This window comes from Halonotius aquaticus (genome assembly GCF_003605575.1).
Lineage (GTDB): Archaea > Halobacteriota > Halobacteria > Halobacteriales > Haloferacaceae > Halonotius > Halonotius aquaticus.
Window position 1 is genome coordinate 41,646 of the sequence record NZ_QKNY01000012.1, and the last position, 25,327, is coordinate 66,972.

At 53.3% G+C, this 25,327-nt stretch carries 16 protein-coding genes; 6 read left to right on the forward strand and 10 right to left on the reverse strand.

Translation table 11 applies throughout. From position 1 onward, the window contains the following. Positions 1 to 43: 43 nt before the first annotated feature. The 3 genes from DM826_RS08005 to DM826_RS08015 all read right to left on the reverse strand — a co-directional run bounded on the left by DM826_RS08005 (position 44) and on the right by DM826_RS08015 (position 2,822). On the reverse strand, positions 44 to 316 hold the full coding sequence (locus tag DM826_RS08005) for a hypothetical protein (RefSeq protein ID WP_120102881.1): 273 nt from the start codon (positions 314 to 316) through the stop codon (positions 44 to 46). 277 nt (positions 317 to 593) lie between these two features. Further along, on the reverse strand, positions 594 to 1,721 hold the full coding sequence (locus DM826_RS08010; protein WP_120102882.1) for a hypothetical protein: 1,128 nt from the start codon (positions 1,719 to 1,721) through the stop codon (positions 594 to 596). A 3-nt stretch (positions 1,722 to 1,724) separates the two neighbouring features. Continuing rightward, on the reverse strand, positions 1,725 to 2,822 hold the full coding sequence (locus tag DM826_RS08015; protein ID WP_008524494.1) for a hypothetical protein: 1,098 nt from the start codon (positions 2,820 to 2,822) through the stop codon (positions 1,725 to 1,727). A 325-nt stretch (positions 2,823 to 3,147) separates the two neighbouring features. Between DM826_RS08015 and DM826_RS08020 the strand changes: the two genes are divergently transcribed. After that, positions 3,148 to 4,875: a hypothetical protein gene (locus DM826_RS08020; RefSeq protein WP_120102883.1), complete on the forward strand. Its 1,728-nt coding sequence runs from the start codon at positions 3,148 to 3,150 to the stop codon at positions 4,873 to 4,875. Next, positions 4,872 to 7,853 (forward strand): AAA family ATPase, encoded by a 2,982-nt coding sequence (locus DM826_RS08025; RefSeq protein ID WP_120102884.1) that lies wholly within the window; start codon positions 4,872 to 4,874, stop codon positions 7,851 to 7,853. Before DM826_RS08020 ends, DM826_RS08025 begins: the two co-directional genes overlap by 4 nt. A 180-nt stretch (positions 7,854 to 8,033) precedes the next feature. On the opposite strand, the gene DM826_RS13165 is transcribed toward DM826_RS08025, so the two are convergent. From DM826_RS13165 to DM826_RS08060, 6 genes are all read right to left on the reverse strand, one after another. Then, a complete protein-coding gene (locus DM826_RS13165; protein ID WP_205738819.1) occupies positions 8,034 to 8,390 on the reverse strand; it encodes a hypothetical protein in 357 nt (118 codons plus the stop codon). 259 nt (positions 8,391 to 8,649) lie between these two features. Further along, positions 8,650 to 12,600, reverse strand: coding sequence for a helicase-related protein (locus DM826_RS08035; RefSeq protein ID WP_120102885.1), 3,951 nt, complete (start codon positions 12,598 to 12,600; stop codon positions 8,650 to 8,652). A 17-nt stretch (positions 12,601 to 12,617) separates the two neighbouring features. After that, positions 12,618 to 15,509 (reverse strand): DUF1156 domain-containing protein, encoded by a 2,892-nt coding sequence (locus DM826_RS13230; protein ID WP_233735729.1) that lies wholly within the window; start codon positions 15,507 to 15,509, stop codon positions 12,618 to 12,620. 7 nt (positions 15,510 to 15,516) lie between these two features. Beyond that, on the reverse strand, positions 15,517 to 16,158 hold the full coding sequence (locus DM826_RS08050; protein WP_120102887.1) for a DUF7680 family protein: 642 nt from the start codon (positions 16,156 to 16,158) through the stop codon (positions 15,517 to 15,519). Beyond that, on the reverse strand, positions 16,158 to 19,472 hold the full coding sequence (locus tag DM826_RS08055) for an ATP-binding protein (protein WP_233735731.1): 3,315 nt from the start codon (positions 19,470 to 19,472) through the stop codon (positions 16,158 to 16,160). Before DM826_RS08055 ends, DM826_RS08050 begins: the two co-directional genes overlap by 1 nt. Beyond that, positions 19,465 to 19,692, reverse strand: a complete 228-nt coding sequence (locus tag DM826_RS08060) for a hypothetical protein (protein WP_120102888.1) — start codon at positions 19,690 to 19,692, stop codon at positions 19,465 to 19,467. Before DM826_RS08060 ends, DM826_RS08055 begins: the two co-directional genes overlap by 8 nt. A gap of 209 nt (positions 19,693 to 19,901) precedes the next feature. Between DM826_RS08060 and DM826_RS08065 the strand changes: the two genes are divergently transcribed. The 4 genes from DM826_RS08065 to DM826_RS08080 all read left to right on the forward strand — a co-directional run bounded on the left by DM826_RS08065 (position 19,902) and on the right by DM826_RS08080 (position 23,020). Next, positions 19,902 to 20,810, forward strand: a complete 909-nt coding sequence (locus tag DM826_RS08065; RefSeq protein WP_205738820.1) for a hypothetical protein — start codon at positions 19,902 to 19,904, stop codon at positions 20,808 to 20,810. A gap of 161 nt (positions 20,811 to 20,971) precedes the next feature. Continuing rightward, positions 20,972 to 21,427 carry a hypothetical protein gene (locus tag DM826_RS08070; RefSeq protein WP_205738821.1) on the forward strand — a complete coding sequence of 152 codons (456 nt, stop codon included), beginning with the start codon at positions 20,972 to 20,974 and terminating at the stop codon, positions 21,425 to 21,427. A 46-nt stretch (positions 21,428 to 21,473) separates the two neighbouring features. Next, complete coding sequence (locus DM826_RS08075; protein WP_233735733.1) at positions 21,474 to 21,920, forward strand: hypothetical protein; 447 nt, start codon at positions 21,474 to 21,476, stop codon at positions 21,918 to 21,920. A gap of 71 nt (positions 21,921 to 21,991) precedes the next feature. Further along, positions 21,992 to 23,020 carry a Cdc6/Cdc18 family protein gene (locus DM826_RS08080; protein ID WP_120102891.1) on the forward strand — a complete coding sequence of 343 codons (1,029 nt, stop codon included), beginning with the start codon at positions 21,992 to 21,994 and terminating at the stop codon, positions 23,018 to 23,020. Between the two features lie 131 nt (positions 23,021 to 23,151). On the opposite strand, the gene DM826_RS08085 is transcribed toward DM826_RS08080, so the two are convergent. Continuing rightward, entirely contained in the window at positions 23,152 to 24,861 is a 1,710-nt protein-coding gene (locus DM826_RS08085) for a DUF4143 domain-containing protein (RefSeq protein WP_120102892.1), read from the reverse strand. Positions 24,862 to 25,327: the final 466 nt, after the last annotated feature.

The window sequence follows — 25,327 nt, forward strand, 5'->3', positions numbered from 1 at the left end:
GGCTTACCGGCAGCGGCCAAATAAATGGGAAAGGGCTGAGAACTCAGTCGACGGTCGCTAGCACCCGGACATCTGTGTCCGAGTGCCGTTCACGCTGAGTTCGAGCACCCCGTTCCTCTAGGAAGGCTTCGATCTCATCGGCGAGCGTATCGGCCTCCTCTCTATCGACGTGTACGATTAGTGTAGGTCGGTCTGGATCGTTGTTGTTGATGACAAGCGATACGTCTTTGAATTCGTCCGGCTGTCTATAAGCCTCGAATTCTTCGGCGACCTGGTCGGCCATATCGTCCAGTACGTCAATTGGGTGCTCTGTCATAGATTGAATTTCGGCTTTGGAAGACTGTCCCATTTTGAACGAGTGGAAAAGGCGTTACTTTCAGAACCACCTCCATCAGATTAGCTCGAACGAAGCCTTCTCAGTACCAGTGTTTTACCGAGAACAATGACAAACCCCAGAGGGTACTAATTAGTGTACTTATGGATCGCTACCGGCGATATTGGGGATAAACACTACATAGCCACGCTCGACTTTCGCAATACTATCACCCGGATTACCAGCAGAGGCCGGGTCAAAATTCTCTACCCAGAAGTGGTTACGAAGACTCGTCTTCCGATTCCTCCGCTGGAAGGCCCACACCGAATTCGTTGAGCTGCTTCTGTCTGCCCAACTCAGCAGTAATTCGCTCTTCACATTCTTTACGGAGGTCATCTTTCATATCCTCTATTCGCCAATCAACCCACTTATTGTCAAGAACCTGCTCCAGATCGTCTTTAGCCGTATAGTTCGATACCACCTTCAAATCAGCACGTTCTTCGTCCCACTCAGAGAGGAAATTAATGCGTTTACCCGACTCAATCAGGTTATCTACAATGTCCGTCACCCGTTCCTCAGGGTAGTTCAGTGAACTGCTCGAGACGTATGATTCGATATCTGCACGATCAACACAAGGATGTCGTCCTTCGACCCGACGTGCCTGTACTACGACTCGCAGTTGATCGACAATAATTGCGGTTGGTAGAACATCTGCCTGGCCAAAACTCGTGGTAACTCGGTCTAGCTCTCCGTTCAGCGCTGACACATCGTGCGTATGTCGGCGGTCTAGCTCCTGAAGCATCGCATCCGGATCGTCAGCCTCCAAGTTATCCGGGAAAGAGGTTGGGCGGGCTTGGCGAATCCACAGCTCGTCGTGGTGGGCGTCCACGACCCAAGTAATGAACTCGGCCCCCTCCTCAATAATGGCCTTCGCGATTTTGTCGCCGTGATTGACGTACGTAGAAACAACGAACTCCATATGGTCGATCTCACTTCCAAGGTACTCCTCTTCGATGTGCTCTTTGTGGTTTTCTGCAATCTCTTTGCGCTCCTCAAGTTGATTCACCACAGTATCGGCGCTCGCCGGGACCGAAGACTTGGCCTCACCGAAAATCACCTTCCCATCCAAGTTCCACAATAGGAAATCGAAGTTTGGAACGCCAAGTTCCTCTAGCGGTTCGGCGGTGAAGAACTTGTAGCCAGCCGGACGCCCCTGTACGAACGGGAAAATAGAGTAACTGATGAGCTTTCGATGTTGCCGTTGAACATTAATTTCCTCACGCAGGGTTTCACTCTTGGACTGCTCAGGGAACCCTTCGAGCTTATGCTCGACACACTTGCCGTAGAGCCCGCGATACTTTGTTTCTTGACCCTCAGGCACCGATTCAGGAGGGTCAACATTCGTCATGCGTTAGGCTGCTGACTGAGACTCGTATAGTCGCATTTCGGCGCCACCATCTAACAGCTGTATTACAGCTAGATAGAATTCGACGAGAGACGGGAACGAGCAGTCGTGCTTCGGCACGATACGCATCGACTCTTCGGTGGCACTCACATTGAATAGGGAGCCTCGGTTCTCGTCAGTAACCTGGGCAGAGAAGTCGAGCGATCCAGCCTGCTTGGTGACATCAGTAAAGCTGAAATTCAGGTCATCACTGTTCTTTGTGCCCTTGATAAAATTCTCAGCCTGCATCAACGACACTTGCTGATCAAAATCTATCTCACCAGAACTCACCTCAGGCACTTGTACTTTCAAGTTTCCCGGCACCACCTCCCGCTTCTCAAACTTAATCTGATTTGCTACATCCAGCAGCTCAAGCACATTCACCACGACCTCGCTCAGCAGGTCAAACAGGATATTGAAGCTCTCTTTGTTGACGCTTTCGAGCGTGAATTTACCGGATGTATCGATTCGAATCGAGACATTCTCGTGCTCGTACTGAATTCGGGTCGGAACAACGCCATACTCGTCACGGAATTCATCCAATCGATCCCGACCATCAGCGCCCTTGTATTCGATTTCCCGGTCAACGTCCGGTCGCGTCCGAGCGTCAGCAAGGCTTGGCACTCGCTTTGATTTAAATTCAGAAATCCGCATATCATCGTAGGTACTGAGGACGATTTCGTTCATCGTCTGGAAGTCCTCAGTCATAATCGGCATCGGCGACAAGCTATCGCTGTGCTCCGAAACCGGACGGAGCGCCTGCCTAATCGCTTCCTCAGTTTCAGCAGTCAACACCATCTGAAGGTCGTCTTTGTACTGGCCAACGTAGAATTTGGCCGGCTGCTCCGCACCCTTTCGGTTCCTATACTCTCCGACGAACTTTGTGATACCGCCAAGTTCCTCAGTCTCGTAGTGGTCGTCAAGGTAGTCGCGCCAGCCGTCGTCAGAGAGATAGAGGAAAGATTTGATGCGCTGACCGTGGTACCCATCGAGGACACGCTCTGGCGAGTCGAAAATCACTCGGCAGAACTCCTTGAGATTGTATTGTCCTTCTGGGATATGCATTAGGTACCTCCGGCAGCGTTGCTTGTTGATTGTCGTACACCAGACCGTATATTAGTTCCCCATTCGTAGTGAAAGTGGAATTACGGTGTATAGTGGTCGATCATAGAATTCTACTCTGATCTCATTCAAATTCTTCTTTGTTGGTGGGGTTGATGTTCGATTTCCTGAAACATACGAGACAATTCAGAGTTGCATACCGACATCCGCGGCGATATGAGATTAGCCAACGATTGGGGGACCGTCGTAAATCGAGGCAGGCCAGAGACGACAGTTTGGGTAATATTGTACAGACAGTTTAAGTGCGCAGATTCTAATTGTTCTTAAGATGCCGGACGGCGATGATATTCATTCGGTCCACAGGATCGCCGGGGAATTTCAGAGGAGTACATATTCTATTTTCGAGGACAGTCGCGAGAAAGACATCGCACTATGGCAGCCAGGGACCGTCGTCGAAGATATTCAATCACTCCCCAGCCCGAGAGAGGCGAAACAGAGGGCAGAGTCGTTCCTGAGTCTGGCGAATAGCTGCGACCTCGCGGTTGCTCCCGAGTGGAGTTACAGTGTGGATTGGGTGAGGGATCACAACGAACTGTTCGCCAACGAGAGCCCGTTATTTGTCCTGGGCTGCCGTCCAGTAGAAATCGAAGAGATCCGGGAGACACTCGAAAACCTAAACGAAGACTTCCGCGTGATTGGAGAGGACCTACCGGACGAACCCGGCAAAGAGTTCGTCACCCCGACTATAATCCCGCTGCGTGCCGATGCGCTTGATGGTGTCGACGATCCGATAATCGTAATCCAGTACAAGACATACCCGATGAGCGAAGGGGCCAACCCTAACGAGGCCGACAACCTCGCATTAGGCAGCCGGATACATCACTTCGGTCCGTCGAGCGGTCCTGGAATCGTCGTCTGGACTTGTTCAGACCTACTGAATGAGGACCTTCGGGATCAAGTAATCACTTACGCACAGAGAGGCAACATCGTTGTACATCCACAGTGTAACCCGGAGCCGTTTCACCCCGAGTGGACCGACTTCCGCTCGCGTATATTCAATAACAGGAATGACGTAACGTACGTTTGTGCCAACTGGGGAAACGTCCCAGGTGTCGACGAGGACGAAGTACAGTGGGGGTATTCAGGTGTATATCAGAAGGCGCAAAAGTGGTCGTCACTCGTAAACTACGACAGAACATACAACAACGCAGGTTTGCACGGAGCGAGCTTGTCTAACCACGCTGAATACGTCTGGACGCTGGTGGACGACGGGGTGAGTAAACTGCGTGTACGACGAGAAGGGAACAGCTCCGCTCCAGCTCAGGCACGCCGACCAGAACCACAGATACTGAGTACATCCACCTGGGGCGGATCCGCGTATGACGAACCTCCGGGAAGGATAGACGAGTGCGGGTGTGAGGTCTGCGACAACTGCGACTGTCAGGAGTGCTCAAACTGCAGTCGATTGGAACGGCAGAGACAACTTCCCGACACGCCACGTGACGCGGAGCTAGTCACTGCGGTCACACTTTGGCGCCTCGAGGTAGACGAGATGGACGGTCTCGATACGAGGTGGGACGTGCCGCTGGCGGCACTCAAGAATCTCCAAGGGAACGGAGATGAGGAACTGGGGCACTCGTTCGCGGTTCACGAACACCGCCGTGGTAACAGTGTGGAAAAGAATTCGAGACGACTCCTAGAGACATTCCAAGCGGCCAGCGAGGGGTATGGTCGTTCCGTTGACCCAGCGGGCCGATGTGGACCATTAGATATCCCGATTAATGCCACCGACAATGGTGAACGTGGCGTCGATATTTCGCTTTCGCGGCTTGACGATCCGACGGCTGGGACACGTCGACAACGCCTCACTGACATCGCCAAGTTGTGGATCCATCAGGAACAGAGGAATTTTAAACCGCTTGTCTTGATGGTATCGGCTGCTGAGACTCAATTGGAAGGAATAGACGGACTAGAGGACGTGACAAATGGCAAGGTTGAACCAGAAGACATCACCGCGAGTGGTTCGCAAGTCAAATTTGTAGAGGTGAACCGATGACCGATATCCCCACAGAGCTGGAAGAGGCTGGAGAGGTAACTACAGTCCAACCGAGGGAAGACAGTGCTGACGAGCCGGAAGGTATAGAGAGCGCGGGTCCGCTGTATCGAATAGAACGGACTCGGGAACAAGGGTTCGATGACGAGGTGTTGTTCGTGCGACTGCTGGGTGATAACGATCACGACTGGGAGACGCTACTGGAGATAGACACACGACAGCTTGAATTGGAGTTCTACGACGACGATACGCCGAACCAATGGAACATTCAGCTTTTCTGGGTCTACGAGGACGAGAGTAAGCCTGACACCGAGTTTCGCCGCGAATTTGAGAGAAAGACGAAATTCGCCATCCGACGGTGTGTCCCCTGCGAGTCGCTAGAGGAGTTCCTCCGGCCGCTGGAGCACAGCCGTAGGGCACTATCCGAGGTGAACGACGAATTCGGGCGCCATGCACTCATCCAGCGGGTGACCGGCAACAGTCTGGGGTTCTTGTTCGATCAGAAGACCAGTATTGACCAGAAGTTCGAACGACTGTTAGAAATTGATATCGATGATGTCGGAGACGTTCACGTCCAGTCGGCGTCACCGACGACCAACGACCGTCCATCGGCAGTCAACACTGTCGAACTGGGAGACTTCCGAAAAGACGCGTCCAGACGGGAGCTTGAGGCGTCGCAATTCACACTCCTATACGGCCGTAATGGGAGCGGGAAGACGAGCATACTCGACGGGATCACGATGGGGCTCGTCGGTCAGACCCGACGTGACGACGAGCGTGTCGACTCCTACGACGGGCTGAGTGTCACGCTAGAGGGTGATGACGAACCGCTTCCTACGGATTCGAAGTCAATCAATAATAGAATCGCCGACTGGTTCGGGTTCCGGCCGCAAGGGCCAGCGAGACGGCACGTCGAGTTCTACCGGGTCAACTATCACGAGGCCGGCGAGACGACGCGACTGCTCGAACCGTCGACAGACTTGGAGATCGAGCGAGTATTTAGGAACTTCCTCTACGGCGAAGATCTCGCGTATGCCACGAAAGAGAAGGACAAGCTTCTGGACCTGCTCGACGGGAAAATCGAGGATGCGGAAGAGGATATCGAAGAGGTCGAAGCGGAACGAGACAAACTCCAAGACCGGCGAAACGAGGTGAAAAAAGCACTCTCGACGCTCGGAAGCGCCCGACGCGACCTTTCGTCGGCAGCGTCTGCGCTCGTGGAGAACGAAGGCGAACATGAAGATGAGGTGCCGCCAAGTGATCGGATCTCTCGGTGGCGAGACTGGATGCGACGGTTCGAACAGCTTGAGAGAGCACTTGACGCTACGGTGTCAGATCTGGCCTGGGAGACTACCCGCGACCTACGGTCGAGACTGAACGACGAGGTGGACCTTCTCAATCAGCAAAGGAAGGATCTCAACAATATCCGGGATCTGAAAGACGAGCGTCGACGGGTGGTCAAGGTCGCGAAACAAGCTGAGTCCGAGAACACCGCAGAACTGCCGTTTTCGACGTTCTTCACTGGACTCCTCTTCGTTGCTAATGGAATCAGCTGCGAGGATATACGGCGACTCGTCCGGGGAATCGAAGAGACGGATCTCAAAATTAACCAGGTCGAGTCTATACAGTCCGCCGAGCCGTGGTATGCGATTTTCGAGTCGGCACTACGTGAACAGCACGAAGATTTGGAGAAAACCCGCGACCGACTAGTAGAGCTCGGTGATCTTGAGGAACGTCGGAGAGAACTCCGTGAGCAGATCCGTACGGATACGGAGGAGTACCTCGAGATCACCGACGATGAAGACATTCAACACTGCCCAGCCTGTTACGTCGAACAGTCTGCCGAGGACATCCGGACACGCGAAGAGCCCGAACACACACACGACGCGGGCGGTGTTCCGGAGAGCCTTATTGAGTCGCTGGAGAACGTTGAGCAGGCGCTAGAGGTAGTCGAGAGTGGCAATCTGGCGGCCATTGACGACGACATCCGTCGGTACAGGAACCAACTGTGTGGCCTCGACGACGTCCCGCGGCTGTTCGGTTTCGTTGCGGACGGTAAAGAGGGGGCTCTGTCTCCCAAGACGACTCCTGAGACGGTGGAGGCCATTGCTAGGCTAACACAGGACCAGACGGTCTACAACCGTTCGACTGATGCGGTACTATCAAGCGTAATAGATCAGATCGAAAGCGGCATCGCAGAGCAAACTTCGGAGATGCGTGACTTCGATCCCGGTACAGAGATACAGCGACAGATCGACGACTGTGAGGATCGACTGTCGGCCGTTCAGCAGGGACTTGACGTCCTAGAAAATCAATGGCCGGAAGAACTGCTCGATGCCAGCCCCGCGGTCAAGTCTGACCTTCGGACGATTGAGTTTGCAGTCGAAGAGGCGGCAGAAGCGGCCGAATCAAAGCCAGCCTCGAAGCTATCAGACGAAATTGACACAAAGGCAGAGAAGATTGACCGTTTGAAAGATCGTATTGAACAATTGGAGGTGGCGCGAAAGCACCTCGGGGAAACGTTCGTGGGAGTTGAAGAGAGTCTCGACAAGGTGCTCGGAGAGTATACCGAGATAGTCACGATACTGTTCAAAGTATTCCAGCGCCCCTACGACTTCAAGCGCGTCGAACTCACTAACGACAACGAAGAACTTCAGGTCGTTCGGCGAGACAGTGGGGAGGTAGTAGGAATAGATGAGATGAGTTCTGGGCAGCGGACGGCACTCGTGTTGGCTATATTTGTCACCAACAACCTCGCACACGACTCTGCGCCGCCTCTGATGCTGCTAGACGAACCATTCGCTCACTTGGACGAGCTCAATACGCTATCGTTCTTCAATCTCGTGATTGAACTTGCGGTCCGGGGAGATCGACAGATCATATTCGCTACCGCGAACGACAACCTCGCCTCGCTACTGGAGCGTAAGGTTGGCGAGACCGAAGCGTTCGAACGGGTCAATCTGGAGAGCCATCCGAGTTAGGAATTGAGTCTATCTGATAGCCAGCAGACCGCAGAAATTCACGGAGATGTTCAACCTCCTGCTTCTCCTCAGGTGAACTCGTCCCGAGTAGTTCTTCAATCACCTGCTCTCCATCCTCACAGAGAGTAATTGATTCATTGAAAGGAGTGTTCTCAAGTGGATCTCGTCGCTCATCAATCACTATCGGCTGCCACCCGCCCTGGTACTGGTATCGGTAGAGGGTGATAGTGCGGACGGTGTCTTCGTCGACAAAGATGCTCGTTTGCTGGCGACCGCGATCTTCACGCTGTCGAGATCCGCAGCAAAGTCCTCGAAATTGTGGAACTCAGCAGGAACCGGCCCATCGACGACGTGAGTGATGATTCCCGGCCAAGTGAACCCATAGATGCGCTCAAAGAAGCTGACACCATTATCGTCAGGAGAATCAAACACAAGGAGAAGATCGCCCAGCTGGAGTTCTGTACCGTCTACGCTGATATGCGATGAATACGGATAGGCGTCGCCGTCGTCGAGGACTTCGATATCCGGCTTCGGCATATTGTCCGAGTCTAATTGGAGCTACAAAGAGATAGCTAATGGAGCACGCCAGATTTTCCCGAGCGTTCAAAGTGCATCTCTCCCACCATCCGGACCCCTCACGCCGGTTGGATCGACATCGTATCCTTCTCGACCAAGCAAGTCGACAACTAACTGTTCCAGTCTCGCACCGTCCCCGATAGCGCGGAGATTTGCTTCAAGAGCAGTATTTGGCATCTATTGGTTCATCTGGGAGGTCCATACTTACAAAACTATCCAGCTACTGTGGCTGCTTTGTTGACTTCTCTCGGTTATCGAGGAATTGATCACACCACGTCGGAAGGGAATCCATCGATCCATTTTCAGCCACCGTCCCATCGCCTGCAATGCGGGTAAACATGCCGTCCCGCCCCCACGCACACACGACTGGTTCTTGGTCTTGATCGGGTCGAGTCACGATTCGCTGTTGGAGTCGCGACGTATCCTCACTCACATTCTGTAGTACTGTGAGAAGCTGTCCTAGAAGTGGATGACCTGGTGCAAGATGCTGAACCGATGGGAACTCGTCAGCACACACAGCCGAGAACGTCACCGCCACTTCATCAGCACCAGTCGCAATAGCCTGTGCAATCGTCTGTTCCCCATCCATAGCTGGAACCTCAATCGGTGCGTCACCTATTGAGAGGCGATACGTACTATCCGCAAAGTCGAAGTCCCCGTCATCGTACTCGAAGTCAATCTCCTGAACCGAGGTGAATTCGACACCGGCCTCAGCAAGAGCCTCGTTATCGACCAACACTGACTGGAGGCTTGGTGTCTCGAACGGAGGTTGATACTCGTATTCCTCCTCGCCGACATCGACGAGATCTGGGTGACTGTATGATTGCCACGCATCAAGTTTTGCTTCGTCGACAACATCCTGAGCGACGAGGTCGTCAACGTCCTCCAGTGACTCTCCGACATCGACGCGATCGCCCTGATCGCGCTCTTCGAGTTCTTCAGAGAACTCACGATCAGCTGATTCGACTGCAGACTGGTCGTTAGCACTGTCCGCGTTCAAGGTCGCATCCCGGATCTGTTGGCTGACGCCGGAGAGTATGGGTTGCATATCACCGACGACGTTTTCGAAGAGGCCAATCCGGTCGTCAAGGCGATCATAGATGTCCGTCTCAACCGTATCCTCGTAGCTGTAGTTGAGAATGCGAATCTCGTCAAATCGTTGGCCGATGCGGTCGATCCGACCGATACGCTGTTCAACCCTCATCGGGTTCCACGGCAGGTCGTAGTTGATGAGCGCCCCACACTCCTGGAGGTTTAGCCCCTCACTCGCGGAGTCGGTACAGACGAGGATATCGACCTGCCCATCATCGCGTGAGAATTCACGCTTCACGCGCTCTTTCCCGACATGCTCCCACGTTTCAGAATCGGGGTCGTAAAGCTCGCCCCCACGACCGGAGTACGTCGCGATTGTCGCTCCAAGAAGGTCCGCGAGACTGTCCCGGATGAAGTCCATTGTGTCCGCGTACTGCGTGAAGACAATCACCCGGTTGTGGCCAGCCCGATCCAGCTCGTCGAGGTCGTTGTACAGCTGCTGAATCTTCGGGTCTGTATCAACCAAGTCTAAGTCGTTGACGAACGCTTCCAGAGCCTCGATTTCTTCCTCGATTAGCTGTTTCCCCTCTTCAGTCACGCTCGGGATGAGTTCAGAGAGGTCCAGGTCGTCGCTACTAGCGTCGAGTTCATCCAGAACGTCCCCGTCGTCGAGGTCTGCGTTTTGTAGCGTTTCGAGGACGACCTGCTCCGCATCACCATAGTCCCGGTCACGAGCGCGCTCCCGACCAGCAAGCACGGTCCGTTGCGCGCGGAGGGTCTCAAGCCGGTGTTTCAGGCTCTGACTGATCGCATAGACACTCGACGTGAGTCGCTGCCGGTACGTGGTCATCACGAACCCGATGGCGCGTGTTTGGGCTTCGTCAGTCTGTTGGGCTCGCTTGTAGAACTCACGGGTGTACTCGTCGATCTGGTCGTAGACCGCCCGTGCCTCCTCGGTGAGTTTGATTTTCCGTTGTTCGGGATTCCGGTTCGGAACGGTCGTGTCGAGGAGTCCGACCGCCTCGTACTTTCGGAGTGTATCCCGCGTATTCCGATGGATGAGCGCGTCGACGGGTGTGGACTCTGCTAAAACATCGCGGATGACTCGCCAACCGCCCGGAGAGAGTTCGTCAAGTGCGTCCTGTCGGTCGCTGCGGGACGCCATCAACCATTCGTCGGCGTCTTCAGGATAGAGGAGTCGTTTGAGTTTCGTATCCTCGCTCGCCTCAAAACGGTCGATATCGTACTCTGCCATCGCGTCGTCGACGTGGTCAAGATAGCCGTCGTAGGCGTCCCCATAGGCGCGTGCGAGCCGGCAGGCGGTCAGCACACGCTCTTTGGCAATGGCACGGTTCTGTCCGTCCTCATTAATCTCAAGCTCATCCGCAATGTGCTGGAAGACTTTTGAGGAGAATGGTCGATCCGTCGGGAGCCGGTCTTGGTGTTCCAGTCCATCGAGCGTGGCTTGCGTGTCCCAGGAAGCCTCTGCTTCGTCGGACTCTGAACCAGGATTGTTGAGAACTTCGTTGAGGGCCTGCGAAAGCCCGTCTCTAGTTTCGAAGAACTCCATGAAGGTATCCCGGTTATCCCAACCACCCGGAAGATCCAGCAACTGCATCAGGTCATAGAGTTCGCCAGCGTGCAATTGCATCGGGGTAGCCGTCAGCAGGTAGTAGGCGTGCGTATAATCGCGAAGCTGTTCGAGAAGAGCGTAGAAATTACTGCCACGCCGGGCGTTGTGCGCCTCGTCGACGATGACGGCGTCCCACACGCCCATCCGGTCTTCCGTATCGTGGTCGCGTCCGCGGCAGCTTGCCGGGATGACGTCCCGAGACCGGTCGGATACCCGGTCTAAGGGAGCGACTTGATCCCACCGGTCGTCGAGACGGGCCGTGTGCCAGGACATAATGACGACCGTTGGCCCATCCAGCGGCGACGATGTATCGTCGTCAGTCGACTGCTGTTCGTAGAGGAACCGCCAGATAGGGCTGTCCGCCCATTCGTGCTCCCCGGTGAGGTCGAGATCTGTTACCGATGGTGGATAGTGGTCGCGGCCGCGGACGTCTCGGAATACGTGATCGCCCGCTGTGTCCCGGTCAAACCGGACGGCGTTGATGTTGAACTTTTCCCAGAGCTCTTCCTGCCACTGTCGCTGCAGACTCGCCGGAACCAGCAACAGCCCGGTTTCAAGCTCGCCAGTAAGTCCAAGCCGGGAGAGTGTAAGACCGGCCTCGATTGTCTTCCCGAGTCCCACCTCGTCACACAGCAGGAAGCTTTGCGGATACGTGTTGACGAGCGTGTCCGAGACGACTCGTTGATGAGGCCACGGAGTGATCGTGCTCGCTTCCTCGGCCAGTGCGAGCCCACCGGGCGAGAGCGGTCCATCCTGAATGATATTCGCTTTGTCGCGCTCCGTCGGCGGAGCTGTACCGTTCGCAATCTGAATCGCTTCTTGCAGATCGCTTTCCGTGTCGGGAGCTTTCCAATCGATGATATCCTCTTCAATCGCCTCGGGAAGATCATACACTTTGACGAAGGGGTGCTCATCATTCCACAGCCGCTCGAAGGTCTCCTCGTCGCCGGCGACGTAGTCCGCCTGTTCAGGAACCCACGACCGATGAACTTTGAACCGCTCATAGTTGCGAGCCCAGCCGCCGACCGTCTCGTTGACGCTGCCCTCAAACGAAATCGTGTTTCCGTCGCTATCGTGGAAGAGTCCAACTTTCGGATGGAAGATCTCCCAATCGTGAGAGGGAGAGCGTGGATAGGCGACCTTGATGTGGATCCGTCCCTCGCGGAGGAGACGCGCGAGAATACGGAGATTCGCATCCAGGCGTTCGTCATCGAGGTCCTCGAGGTTTTCCTCGAGGCGGTCGGTGAGCGTCTCTAGAACCGGACGGTCTGACTCGTAGAGTTCGGTGCCGACGATGAGACGCATTTCACCATCGTTCTCGACGAGGGCGTGAATGCCGTTGGCAGCAGCCGCGAGTGCCGTACTAGAGAAGTAGCCCGCGATCCGGTCGTATTGTTGACTGCTTTTCAGCGCGGGCTCGTAGAAATCCTTGACTAAGTGGGCTCGCCCCTGTTCGGGTTTGCTCTCGTAGATCGACTGCCACTCGCGGTCACGTAGATTAGTCATACTAGAGGTGTTTCGAGTTAGGCGTGGTCGCCGAGTTCGCTCTGTTCGAGAGTGTCGTCTGAGGCGTTAGTGAAATCGGTAGGGGTGAATTCGAGGCCAAGAGCGTCATGGGCTTTCCCTAATGCGAGGTCGCGAGCAGCCTCCCATTCCGAACTGTTTTTGGGAAGAACTTGTAGGAGGGCTTTGAGAGTTGCTTTGAACCCCGCATCCGTATCGAAGTTGCGTTCTTTGAGCCAATCAATTGCGACATCCTCACCCTGTTTATGATAAACGTGCATTGCGGCGTGAACCGCATCCAGAGCGATCGTGTAGGACAGTGCTTCAGGATCGACGGGTGTCCGGTTAGATCTCTCTTCGGGCGGGAGTGTTATATCCTGGACGCGATCCTCATGGGTCTTCAGCTGAATATCACCACGCTTCTTCCCCCAGAGCTTTGTAGACCGTTTGATATCATCGATATCAACCCCGAGACCGAGTCCTAACTGATGGCCATCATCGTAATCGAATGTATCCGATTCATGGACTAGCCAAGAAAGGATGTACCACTCTGTAATATCGTCTAAATCACCGAGACGTTCTCCGTCCAGATATTCGTCGACAAGAACGCGTGTTACAGCCTCCCGGGCCTCCTCTAAAGCACGGCGAGGGGGGATTTCTTGATCCTGGTCATCAACAACCGGATAGGCGTCAGCGTAGACCTTGAGTGTCGGTCCGAATGCGGATATGATCACATCAGTCTTGGTGAGAGAGAGACCTGAGTCGAGGAGATCACGAGCGGCATCCTTTGCGACCGCTCTTGTATCCGCCCGTACATCGCTCCAAAGAGTCGGACTCTGATTGTCTCTATGTTCATCTTTAGAATGTGGTTTACGACCAGTCAGAAGAAGTGTGCTGTCTGCAGATCCACCCCCCTGTGTGTCTGTTCGATGAGGCATTTCGCTGGTGATTGGATGAGTGGATGTTATCGTAAACCCAGAACGAATTAGGGAATTTGTGAGCGTATCCCAAGCGCTAGATTCCTTGTGTGTGAACATCACAGTCATAACGCCCCCTGGTTGAAGGACTCTATAGAGCTCTTGGAATATGTCCTTCATTTTGTTTTCATAATCCTCAGCAGCTAGATCTGACTTTGAATTGGAGGATGAAGCCACATCCTCGTATTCGGCTACGTTGGCAACCGCTTCACTATCTTTGTCAGTCAGATCATCCCGGAAGATGTCGGGGAAGATGCTGGAGAGATATTCTTTGAGCCAAACATAGCACATATCGGCCATCTCGGAGTAGATTATACTATCATAATATGGTGGATCGATGATAACGGCCTGAACAGAATTCGAATCTATTTCCAGATTTGCTGCGTCACTTTGAGAAACACGGACATCATCGGCGGCTTCATCGTTATAGTACGATACAATTTCTTCATAAGAGTCTCGTACGCGATTGAGATGATCGTTATAGTCCTGAAATCCTAATGCAGGATTATTCTCGACGAAGGTCCATTGAAGAGTGAAATGTTTTCCACCAAGAGCATTACCCAAGTTTCCAAGTCTCGTATCTAGCGGAGAGAAACGGGAATTTCGGTCTACGATTTTACTTGCTACTAATGACAATGCGGTCAGTACTGCCTCCCCTTCGTTCTCGCCCTCATCTGATAGAATTTCATCTTCAAATTCCTTGAAGGTCCGAAGATATTCGTACTGGGTGACTAGCTGGCGAGGGGTGAACGCATCCCGCCATTTTGTAACACCGTATGGGCCCGCTCGATCTTCATCACCAATATATCGCTGAACGTCAAGGAGCGTACTGAGTTCAAAATCAGAATTAATCCGTTCTCGAGCTTTCTCCTGGGCCTCATAGTCGTCAGAGTTTGGAGCTCGCCATCCTGTCTTCCCACCTGACTTAACATATTTCACCCCATATGGCTCATAGTCAAAGTCACCATCACGGAGGCGAATTCGAATCTCTTCGGATTCCATTACAATCCCACAATTCAGGCATTCAGCACCACTACGTGTGTGAGGCCCTTGTTGAGGATTGAATTCAGACTTTGAAACATCATCCGGAAGATTGACAACTTCGTAGTTAATCTCCGAAGCATCCTCTGATACAATCGGGCGGGCCGCTACTCCTTCAGAAGCTGATTTTTTTCTAAGCCACCACTTCTTTGCTAACGGGATATCACAGCCACACTCGGGACAATCGACAGTATACGTACTAACGTAATGAGATGGTGTCTGGTGATCTTTCTCTCCAGGGAAATACGAATCAACACGCTCACCAGCACGTTCGTTAATTTGCTCACCCCACCGATTCAATTCGTTTGAGATGGAACCAACCTCCCGTGCATATTCTAAGATGACTTTCAGGATTACAGTTGGAACTGGATTGAGTTCATTTGCTACAGTGGGAAGTCCGTATCTAGCGGACTCTAGAGGGATTACTCCTCCACCAGCTGTAGGATCCAAAACCGTCGGAAGTTCACCATCCCAATGGTCTCTAAGAAGGGAATGAATTTCACCCATTTCAGAAGAAGTGGGAGTCTGAGAATACGGACGGGGATAGCCATAATGATCGTCTAGAGTTCCAGTACGCTCTCCCTCAGTCCTCTTTCGCTCGGCCACGTACTCTTCAATATCGACATCAATATCGTCACGGGGGCCGATTTGCATCCAATCAAGGATAGTATTGGCGTCAATATCTGGAGGTAAAACTGACGAGAGTGTTGCCAATCTAGATACAGGGGTAGGACGACGAGCAAACCATGGATGGAGATAACGATGAGGAGGCATCCGGTTCGGGTTTGCTTCCTTGAGATTCTCAATACCTACCGCTTTCAGGGGAAGTGTCCCCTCAATTGCGACACGCTTCAGCTCCGAATCACTATCCTGACTTTCGGGATTTTGGCTCATCGTTAAATCACTCAATATGGTCCGTCAGCAACACTCGAAGGGCCTTTTCGCCGTTCGGACTCGACGGAGACCGACACTTTGCGTACCAGTAGTAACACTCCTCATCGCTCATCCGTGCAACGCCTCGAGCCAGCGACCGCATCCGGTCGATACGCTGGATCGGCTTCACGCCACGGAAGGCAACAGCAAGCCGGACGCCTGCCGTTTCGGGTAGGAACACGAATCCAGCCCCACCAGTAAGAACTTCTGAGGAATCTCCTGGCGTGCCCTCAATCGCCTCCCCGACGACGGCCTGGAGCGCACGGACACGGGTCGGATCAAGCCGTGCGACCTTTGCGCCGGCCCACTCATCCCACGTCCAACCATCGAGCTTGGAAAGGAGGTCGTCCCCGGCGACGTCCGAGACGAGATCCTCGACTGGTGTAATACTCAGCGAACGACCATCCCGCTCCAGGCGATCACGGCGGGCTTCAGCCTGTTCACGAGGGAGTAGTTCGTGGAGCGTCCACTCGCCGCCACCGTCTGTCTCTCGGCGGACGAGCGTGAACGTTGGGCGTCCACCGAACATACTCGTCCCGTAGCGAACCAGGCGATCCTCCTCTGTTCCCTCGGCGGGTGAGGTCTCAAATTCCGAACCTCGACTCGCCATCAGACCGTCACCTCCGAGCTCGCCTGAATCGGGCCACGCCCTTCGACTCGGACATCGATGTTGCCCGCATCAAGGTCATTATCGAGGGCATCGAGGAGGTCGTCACCCTCATCAGTAATGGGTTCGGGCTCGTCAAACTGGAAGCGGAACTGGATGGTCTCTCGATCATCGCCGAACGAGCCGGGCTGGTCGATCACGTCCCGGAATCGGCTCGGTGAGCCTGTGAATTCTGCGCTGTACGTCCCGTCGTCAGTCCGGGTTTCGTACTCCATTCGAACTGTCACCGCGTGTTCACGGGCTTTGAATCCGGGGCGTTGGCTAACGAACTTGGCCGCCTGGAAGGGATCATCCCCACCGACTTGGATTGTCACTTCTTCTAGCAGCGGCGTCCGGTCAGTTCCAGCCTTCGATTCCGCATCTCGACGGACTTCCGAGAACGCCCGCGAAGCGGACATCATTTTCTTGCTCGCCTCCCAGGATTCCTCGGGCTGGCACTCCTGGCATCGACCTCGTTCGTCCAGCAGCTGCTCGCTAGCGACTTCTTTGCCGCAGGAACTACAGGTCGTATCGGACTGGTGTTCCTCACAGTAGTAGGGTTCGCTGCCTTCTGGGTTTTCAACCTCCGTTCCACACTCGGGACAGGTAGCAACCGTCTGTTCTGGCCGATCGATTTCGTCGAGGTGGTCGTCAACGAGCGCGTCGACATCTCGGTAGACGACGAAAGGCCCATCATCCTTCTTACTAGGAATTTGGACATCGCTGTCCCGAATTGAGGTCTCAACATCGGGGGATTCCGCGAACGGTTCCGGATCCGGCCACGTCGACGGCTCTGTCGTCCCGGCCCAGTACGCTGTCCCAGACTCGCCATCCCAGTATGCGTACCCGTGGTCGCTAACGAGAGAGGAGACAGTCTCTCGAATCGGTTTCGTACTGAAGAGGTAGTCCAGCCCCGGCTTCTTCGCGTATTGGTTGACCAACGCTTCGGTGGACATAGCGTCTTGGGTCTGCTGCCAGAGTTTCTGTTGGACGTGAGCGGATCCACGAGCACCGGCGTCCCGCTTCACAATCTTATCCTCTAGCGTTGTCTGGACAGCATCAACCAGTGTCGTCCCGCCGTTGGATTCTGTCGCACCGATGGTGATATGGGTGAGTCCGTCCCGATCAGGGTAGTAGAGGTGCCGGTAGACGTTCCGAACGAGTTCACCGAGCATCAGCTGTGCCTCGTCGCTCCGTTCTCGGAGCTCCTCGATTTGTTCTGAGGAGAGGTCGGCTTTCTGCTCAGGGCTATCAAGCAGGGCCTCTATGGCTTCGAGACGCCGAGCTTCGTCAATGGCCGCATTCATTCGATCAGCGTCAGGAGCGAGGAACAGAGCGTAGTTCTTGTAGATTCGCGTCTCGGTCTCTCCCTCGTGTTTTGCGGCTTGCTGCTCGTAGAGCTGAGTCACCCGGTTTGGTGGCGTATCGCCGCCGTCTTCGACAGCAGCGGTGTCTGGGTGCATCACCGCGAGCTTCGGCGTATCCGGGGTATCTGGTAAGTCTGCCGGCGATTCAGGGAACTCCACCGGCTTGAAGCCACCATCACCAATTTCCTTCGAAGTGAGACGGTTCTCGAAACGCGAATGAGCACTCGCTTCTGGAGTAGACTCAATCCGCTGGTCGATTATCCGGATCAGGTTTGGTTCTTGCTTGAACCGGAGCCGCTCTTCCTCGTAGAGGAAGTAACACGCGACGTCCATATCGTCGCCCCGAAGTGCGGATAGTGCGGCATCGTAGTCGTCAAAGTTCAGATCGGGATGGCCGATAGCGAGGTTCAGATCGGCGTGAGTTAGACCAGCGGCCTGTTCACCGTATGCGAGGCTGTGCCAGAGAACTGTCGTTGTTAGATGGCTCCCAAGGGGCGGAAGACCGTTTTCAGTCCATTTTCGATCCTCAAGTTGTGCGTGCGCAGTACCATCGTCGTCGTAGATGTCGGCGGTCACTGCAGGACCGAGATCGACGAAGTCGAACAGCCGCTCACGAAGGATTGTCTGAATCCCACCACCAGGATCGTCGTCGGCAACTGTGAGGTCATAAATCCGAATCCAGTGGCGGTCGTAACTGTCGGGCTGGTGATTCCAGAGATAGTAGACGGCACGAGCAAGTAAGCGGAGGGCATCGCGCGTGCGCTGGAATCGGGGGATTGTATCGATCTTGTCCGTGAGGGCGTCGATTAGGGAGGGATGGAAGGGATATTCGCGTGCTAGGACATCCACGTAGCCAGCGTCGGTGGCTTCCTGTGGGTACTGCCGGTCTTCCTGGTCATAAAATTGGAAGTATGAGTCTGCGGCTTCTCGCGCGGTGTTTTCTGGGACTTCCGAAAAGAGGCGGTGCTGGAGAACCTGCCCAATCTCGTTTTCGTCGGTCGGCGTGACTGTCTTGTGCTGCCGCCGGCCGATCTCGTTGACCTCCTCAATGTGATCACGGACGCCATCACGAACCCGGTCAGCCTGCTCACCAAACGCCGTATCCGCGATGGAGTAGACGACCGTAACGTGCTCCGATTCGGCAGCCGCTTCGAGGAGTGCCATCACGAACGAAAGCGTCTGATCAGCGAGTGTCTTGTCGCCGACAGGCGTGCCCGCGGCCTTGTTCATGTAGTCAGCGATTTCGTCAATCAGAATGAGGGCCGGCTGGTCGTACTGAGCGAAGAGTTTCGAGAGCGTTCCCTCACCGGGTGCGTCCCGGTCTTGGTCGTAGTCCTTGAGGTACTCGTAGCCATCGAGGCCGTAGAGCTGGTACGCGAGCTCCCCCCACATCGTCCGAGTGTTCGGCGCATTCGGATCATCGTCGGTATGGCGGGCATCCTTGCTATCAGCCTTCGTTCCGATGAAGACTCCCGTCGCAATATCGAGGCCCTCTGCCACCGCATCTTGATAGTCGGCCGCAAGCTCCTCGTCGCCGTCCAGCAGGTAGTGCGAGAGGTCGTCAATATCTACGGGGTTCTCAGCAAGATGGTAAGAGGCGATGAGGTCGTGCGTTTTCCCACCACCGAACCGTGTGTCGAGACAAAGAATGCTCGAAGTATATGAGCCGGGGTCGTACTCTGTCGTTGCCAAGAAACGTCCCGTGAGATTGGAGAGTAGCGTACGGAGCCCCTCCGTGGGATAGGTCATATCGTAGAATGAGTCGGGATCTCGGTAGACTGGTGCGGCCTTCTCAGGGTTGTGGACGACAGTCGAGAGTTTCGCAGCGAACTGTTCTTCTTGGAGCGAGCCGTCTAAGACGTCGTCTCGTGGCTGACAGCTTTCGAAGAGATTCGGATACTCACTACTCATCGATTTCCTCCGTAGATGATGAATCAGCCGCTGGTTTGGACACGATCACAAACTCACTCTCCGTACTGTTCTCGATGATCGCCTTGGCGATTCCTTTCGATTCGGCGATATCGACCTTGATGGCGTCCCCAACCTCTGCATCGAATTGGTCGAGTTCAGGTCCCGAAAGATTCACCCGGCCCGATTGACCGGTGTTCTGTCCAATTGTCTTCTGAGTCATCTGGATACTCACATCACCTGACGGGAATGTTATAACCTTTACTTAGTCTAAGTTCCTGATTTGTGGTGTGTTATTTCTTCTTTAGTCCCTCCCCCTACCACCCCCTAAATACTAAGTGACTAAGGCTAATCGGTCCACCTACAATGCAAACAAATCGCGATCCTCGCGACCACCGATATGGAACGTATTGGAATCATATCCCGGATTGTATGCCGCGGCATGTCCCGTTAGCAGACCTGAGAGATTTCTCCATACCCCGTAAAGAGAGGGAAGTACCCTCTAGAGAAGAGTTCCCCTATCCAGTAGTCTCGATCACCGACCAATACCAGTTACATCTGCTTCCGGCACCGAACCATATCCGGCCGATGCTGGTTCGGCTCACCGATGGCGAAGTGCTCACCGATGGTCACGAATCGTACGGATTCTGGTTGACCGTCGATGGGATTGCCGAAGCTCGAGAGACACTCATCGCACAGGCAGAAGACTATACGAACCAGACGGCACCTCACGAGCTCGGAACCGCCCTCCAAGACGCACTTGCCACGGATGAGCTGCTACACGACATCTTCTCAGAGCAACTCACTAAGAAGCTCCGTCCACCGACCGTTCGTTGGCTTCGTGACCGTACCAAGTCCGTAAGCGCAGACACTGTCGAATACACCGGTGGAGCGTACGTCAAAACGGAGTGGACCATCGAGTTGGAACCTGAATCAAACAGAGGAAAGCGATCCCCACGGACACTCGAGTTCCACACCGAGGACCTCATCCAGCAAGATTCGCAACGGTTCACGGTTGATTACCGGCAGCTCTTCCGCCAGCAAATTCGATGCTCAAACACCTGGTGGACGGATCTCAGCAGATACTGGATTACCTCGGCAGCGATCGAAGATATTGTAGACGATGATTATCCCACAGAAGACGAATCTGCATTTTCGCTCCGCCAATCTGGAAAGGCGAAGTACCATCTCGTACAGGATGAAACTGGGACAACTGTCTGTGGTCACGAAGCCCGTTCAGACGACACCCGGCAATTCTCCCCAGATACGCTCCCAATGCCAGCGGCACTCTGCAATCATTGTTCCAGAGAAGTCAAACGACACCTGATTCCCAGAGAATAGTGTCAATTCGGGCTGAATCGCTGATCGTGAATAGCTGAACACAATAGAATCAGGCGGCAGCTGATCTTTTTCTTGTTCTCGGCCTCCGTAACATCTGTTTAAACCAGCCAGAAGCGGTACAGCACCAGAATATTATGACGCTCCAGTCGTGGTATCTTCATATGAGTGCCCCTAATCTCGCCCCGATACGAGAGTCCCTCGATGCCAGAATCAAGGAACTGAAAGAGGAGCAAGAACGACAGGAAGAGCGGCACGAAGGAGATGGAAGTACGCCCGCAGTCTGGGATAAGGTGGAACCGAAAATTCGGCGAGAGGTCGTGGAGGACTGCCAGGAAGATCTTGACGGCGTGGACGAACAAGACGAACTTCTCCGTATATTGGCTGAATGGCAACGTAACGAAAATCGAGAGTGGGAATTTAATAGAAACAGTTCCACGGTAGAGAACGAACGAAACAACATCAAGAGGGCTGAAATCCGGATCTGGAAGGAGGAGCTTATAGAACTAATTCCCGAGTCCGAATTCAAGACCTGCGGCCTCTGTAAGTCCCTTCAAATGCCAAAAAGCGACCGGCGCAGGAGTCGAGGGTATGTATGGGAATGTCCTGACTGCTTCTAGTCTAAGGCCACGAACATCTATTATACTGACAACAAGAGGGCACAGTATGGGTGCATCCGATTGGGCTGGCAGGATGTGTATGCGGCTGGAAGAGAAGTTTGCAATAAACGAAGATCGAGTCCTCCGTATCACAACACTCGTTCGACTACTCCGTGGAGAAGGATATGAGGATATCTTTGTCGAGTACGGAAGCAATCGGCACCAAAAACTCCAAGAGCAGCTGATCGACGAACTTGATAAGTCACTCCTCAAGCAGTCCGGCAATACGATCGAAGAACGTTGGAACAACCTGATGGACGAGTTGAACTGCCAAAGCCGTGCTGATAAGGGTGTATACCTCATCCCTGGGAGGAACACGATGCTGATGACTGGCAGGATCCCAGCGTCAAACGATCCCGGCCGTGAGCCGATTACGGAAGTTCCCGGAAATACAGAGTTTCCACAAAACGAATCAGGGTGCAGCGTGGGGATATTAATAGACAGAATAGGATGAATTGGGCCGTTTCCGGAAACAACCCGATCAGACTTTTGTAACCTGACCCGGAATAAATCTCTCAGAGACAGATGATTCGCGATGCTCGTGTTCTCCGCGCCGGATTCGTTCCTCGGGAAGTCGAGCATCGCGACGCCGAAGTCAACCACCTCTCTAGCGTCCTCGAACCAATCACGAACGGGGAACCCGCCGACACCGCCATCGTCACAGGACCCAGCGGCACCGGGAAAACCTGCATCTCACAGTTCGTCACCGAACGACTCCGCGAAGAGGTTCTCGATGTCGAGACCACCTACGTGAACTGCTGGCGCAACTACACTCGATTCCGGACGCTCTACCAGATTCTCGACGACATCGGCGCGACGATTGACATCCACAGGCAGTCGACACCACATGACGAACTCGTCGACCGTCTCCAGCAGCATGATGGGCTACGAACCGTCGTCATCCTCGATGAGGTAGACCAACTCGAAGATCCGAGCCTCATTTACGACCTCCACAGCCTCCCACAGTTCGCAATCATCTGCATCGCGAACAAAGAAGAAGATTTGTTCGGCAGGGTCGATGACCGGCTCGTGAGTCGGCTGCGCTCCAGCGAGCACGTTCGAATGGACAAATACCGCGACAAACAAATATACGACATCCTGAGTGCTCGCTCGAAGTGGGGACTCGACGAGAACGTCATCACCGACGATCAGCTCTACCAAATCGCCGACGCGGCCGCCGGTGACGCCAGACTGGCGATCGGCATCCTCCGGACGGCGGCCAGCACGGCCGACCGCGAGAATCACGACCGGATTACCGACGAAATTCTGCGCGACGCCGCCGAGGACGCTCGCGCACAAATTCGACAGAAGAGTCTCGACTCACTCACTCCGCACCAGCGGGCAGTCTACGATATCGTTCGCGACCACGGCCCAGTAGGGCCGAGCGAGATCCACGACCGCTACCTCGAGAAAGTCGACGACCCTCGGACGAAGCGGACAGTACGGACATATCTCTCAAAGATGACCCAATACAACCTAGTTAAGTCCGAGGGAACAAGCCGAGACCGCCAATACGCACTGTTAACCGGGACAACGCAGTCACCGGCAAAGTGAGTCTAACTTGTGTCGAGAGCAAGTAAGGACAGTTTTAACCAACAATCCTGCGTGAAGAGTTCGCAATTGTTGGTTAAGATATTCCATTGTAGAGAACATCGATTATCACTAGATAATAAGAATCGTATCAATCAGGAGATGAGCAAGAAAAGCCAGTATGGGAGATAATGAACGGTCTCGCCGTTGAATTCGCCACTGAAGGTCTCCCTAGACTTGAGTTCTCGTGGGAAACTATCTGTGAGAACAAACCGGGCCGGACAGTCATAGTCGAGATCAACAGCATCACCTGTTTTGTCGGAATGATTCCCATCTGAAGGGTCGAATTCGACTACCGCATGTTCGGCTTCAGCGGTGTATGGATGATACGATAGTGCGAACGGAACTACAAGCCCATCACCTTCCAAAATGTAGTCTACAACGCCGCTTTCAGTTGTCTCATACTCAACAGTTCCTGATTCAGTGGGACCATCTGGCATCCGCCAAGCAAGCCGGCGAGCATGATCGTAGAGAACTGACTTGGCCAGTTTATGCTGGAACTCATGATTAAGCTGCGCAGGAGAGCCGAAGGTTTCATATCCAAAATGCTCCTGTTTCTGTGATAACGTTACTAAATGTCTAGGATTCCGAAGATACAATCTTGTTCTCCGGTGTTGACGTATCGAATACTCGTTGGCCTCTGAGACCGCTTTTCCGGCTTCTAGTGTCTGCAAATATGAATCGATTGTCCGCCGATCAACGCCGATCTGATCTGCAATTTCAGTATATTGGAGCTCTTCACCGGCTTCTGTCGCAGCAATTGAGCTCAACCGATGCAGATTTGCTGGCTCTTGTACCCGCTCAATATGGGCGAGTTCCTTATACAGATATAGTAAGAACCGCGATTTGACCAGCTCATTCCGAACGATGGTATCGGGGGTTCGATATAGAATACCACCGTGTCGTAAGTAGACCTCCGCCGCTTGATGCAGTGTCTGTCGCTCCGATTCAGTGAGCTCGTCGAAATAGAGTTGTTCAAGGGACTCAAGGAATCCGTCCATCTCACGATTTTTCAAATGTGTTTTAGCCTGTTTGATCAGCGGTGGCGTATCGGTATCTATTCGTGTTTGATATCCCCGAACCCTCTCGCTTAGATTCGTATCAATGCTTAACGAAATGTCTGTGATTTTGTCAAAAGTTCTCTTTTTTATCGTATCGATAAACTTCATCGTCAGCATTGGGAAAACCTTGTTTCTAACATCAATGCCGTCAGGAGACAGATTGCTGTCAAAATCTACTTGTGATTTAGTGTGGCCAGCAACGAGCACGACAGATCCGGGCTCGAAAATCTCTAAAAATTGTTCTTCCAAATTTTCATCTAAGCGTAGAGCACCAATATCGTCGAGGAAGATGAATCGTTGTTCAGTAGGATTAGCAATATGCGATCTGAAATAATCAAGCACATTAGATAGCGCAAGGATTGCATCTTGTGGCGAGTCGAGATTATACAAGGACTCTTCTAATGGAATATAGAGGATCTGACTCGGAGATACCGACTGAACCAAATCCTCCGATCGACTCTCTGGATCCCACTCGAACTGAGTTGACTCGATCAAGCCCGCGATAAATTGTTGTATCAACGTCGTTTTGCCGATACCAGTCTGACCATAGATCGCATGTATATTTGCCTCGGTGGTGGCTGCTGATTCCTCGAAATCATTGAGTAGCCTGAAGAAATCTGATCGCGGCGAGTACTTCGTTACTTCATCAAAATCAGCGGAGGCCAAGGTCGATTTGGACCACCATGGATTGTGATGTTCTGCATCGGAGATATAATCCTCAGCACTGCCAGCGGTCCCAAGCATAAACTCATACAAACACGCTGTAGCAATAAAATTTTACATCGAAATGTACTCTCTTTCGGATATAACGTTCCTTCGCATACAGATAATATTATTCGATATAAATACTGTTATAAGAACTCTACCGCACTCACAGACGAGTACAATATTGAATTATATATCTTCATCGCAAATCCACATTTCGGAGATTTATTGAATTTACAATGCTGTCTTCCCTAGTTATAAGTACGACCATAACATACGTGCCAGTAACCACTGACAGAAACTCAGTCGATTCAAAATGTCGCAACGAAGGAAGCCGTCCACGAATTGCGTGGAAACCTGGAGTGGACGGCTCTCGACCGTTGTTCGCCCCGACAAACATCCCAACCAGTCACCCATGAGTGGGATCCTGGGAGGTGGGGCTTAGCTTCCCCTATGAACACTCTAGATAAGTGTTTTTCCCTTCCTTCTAGGTGACTGGTAGATA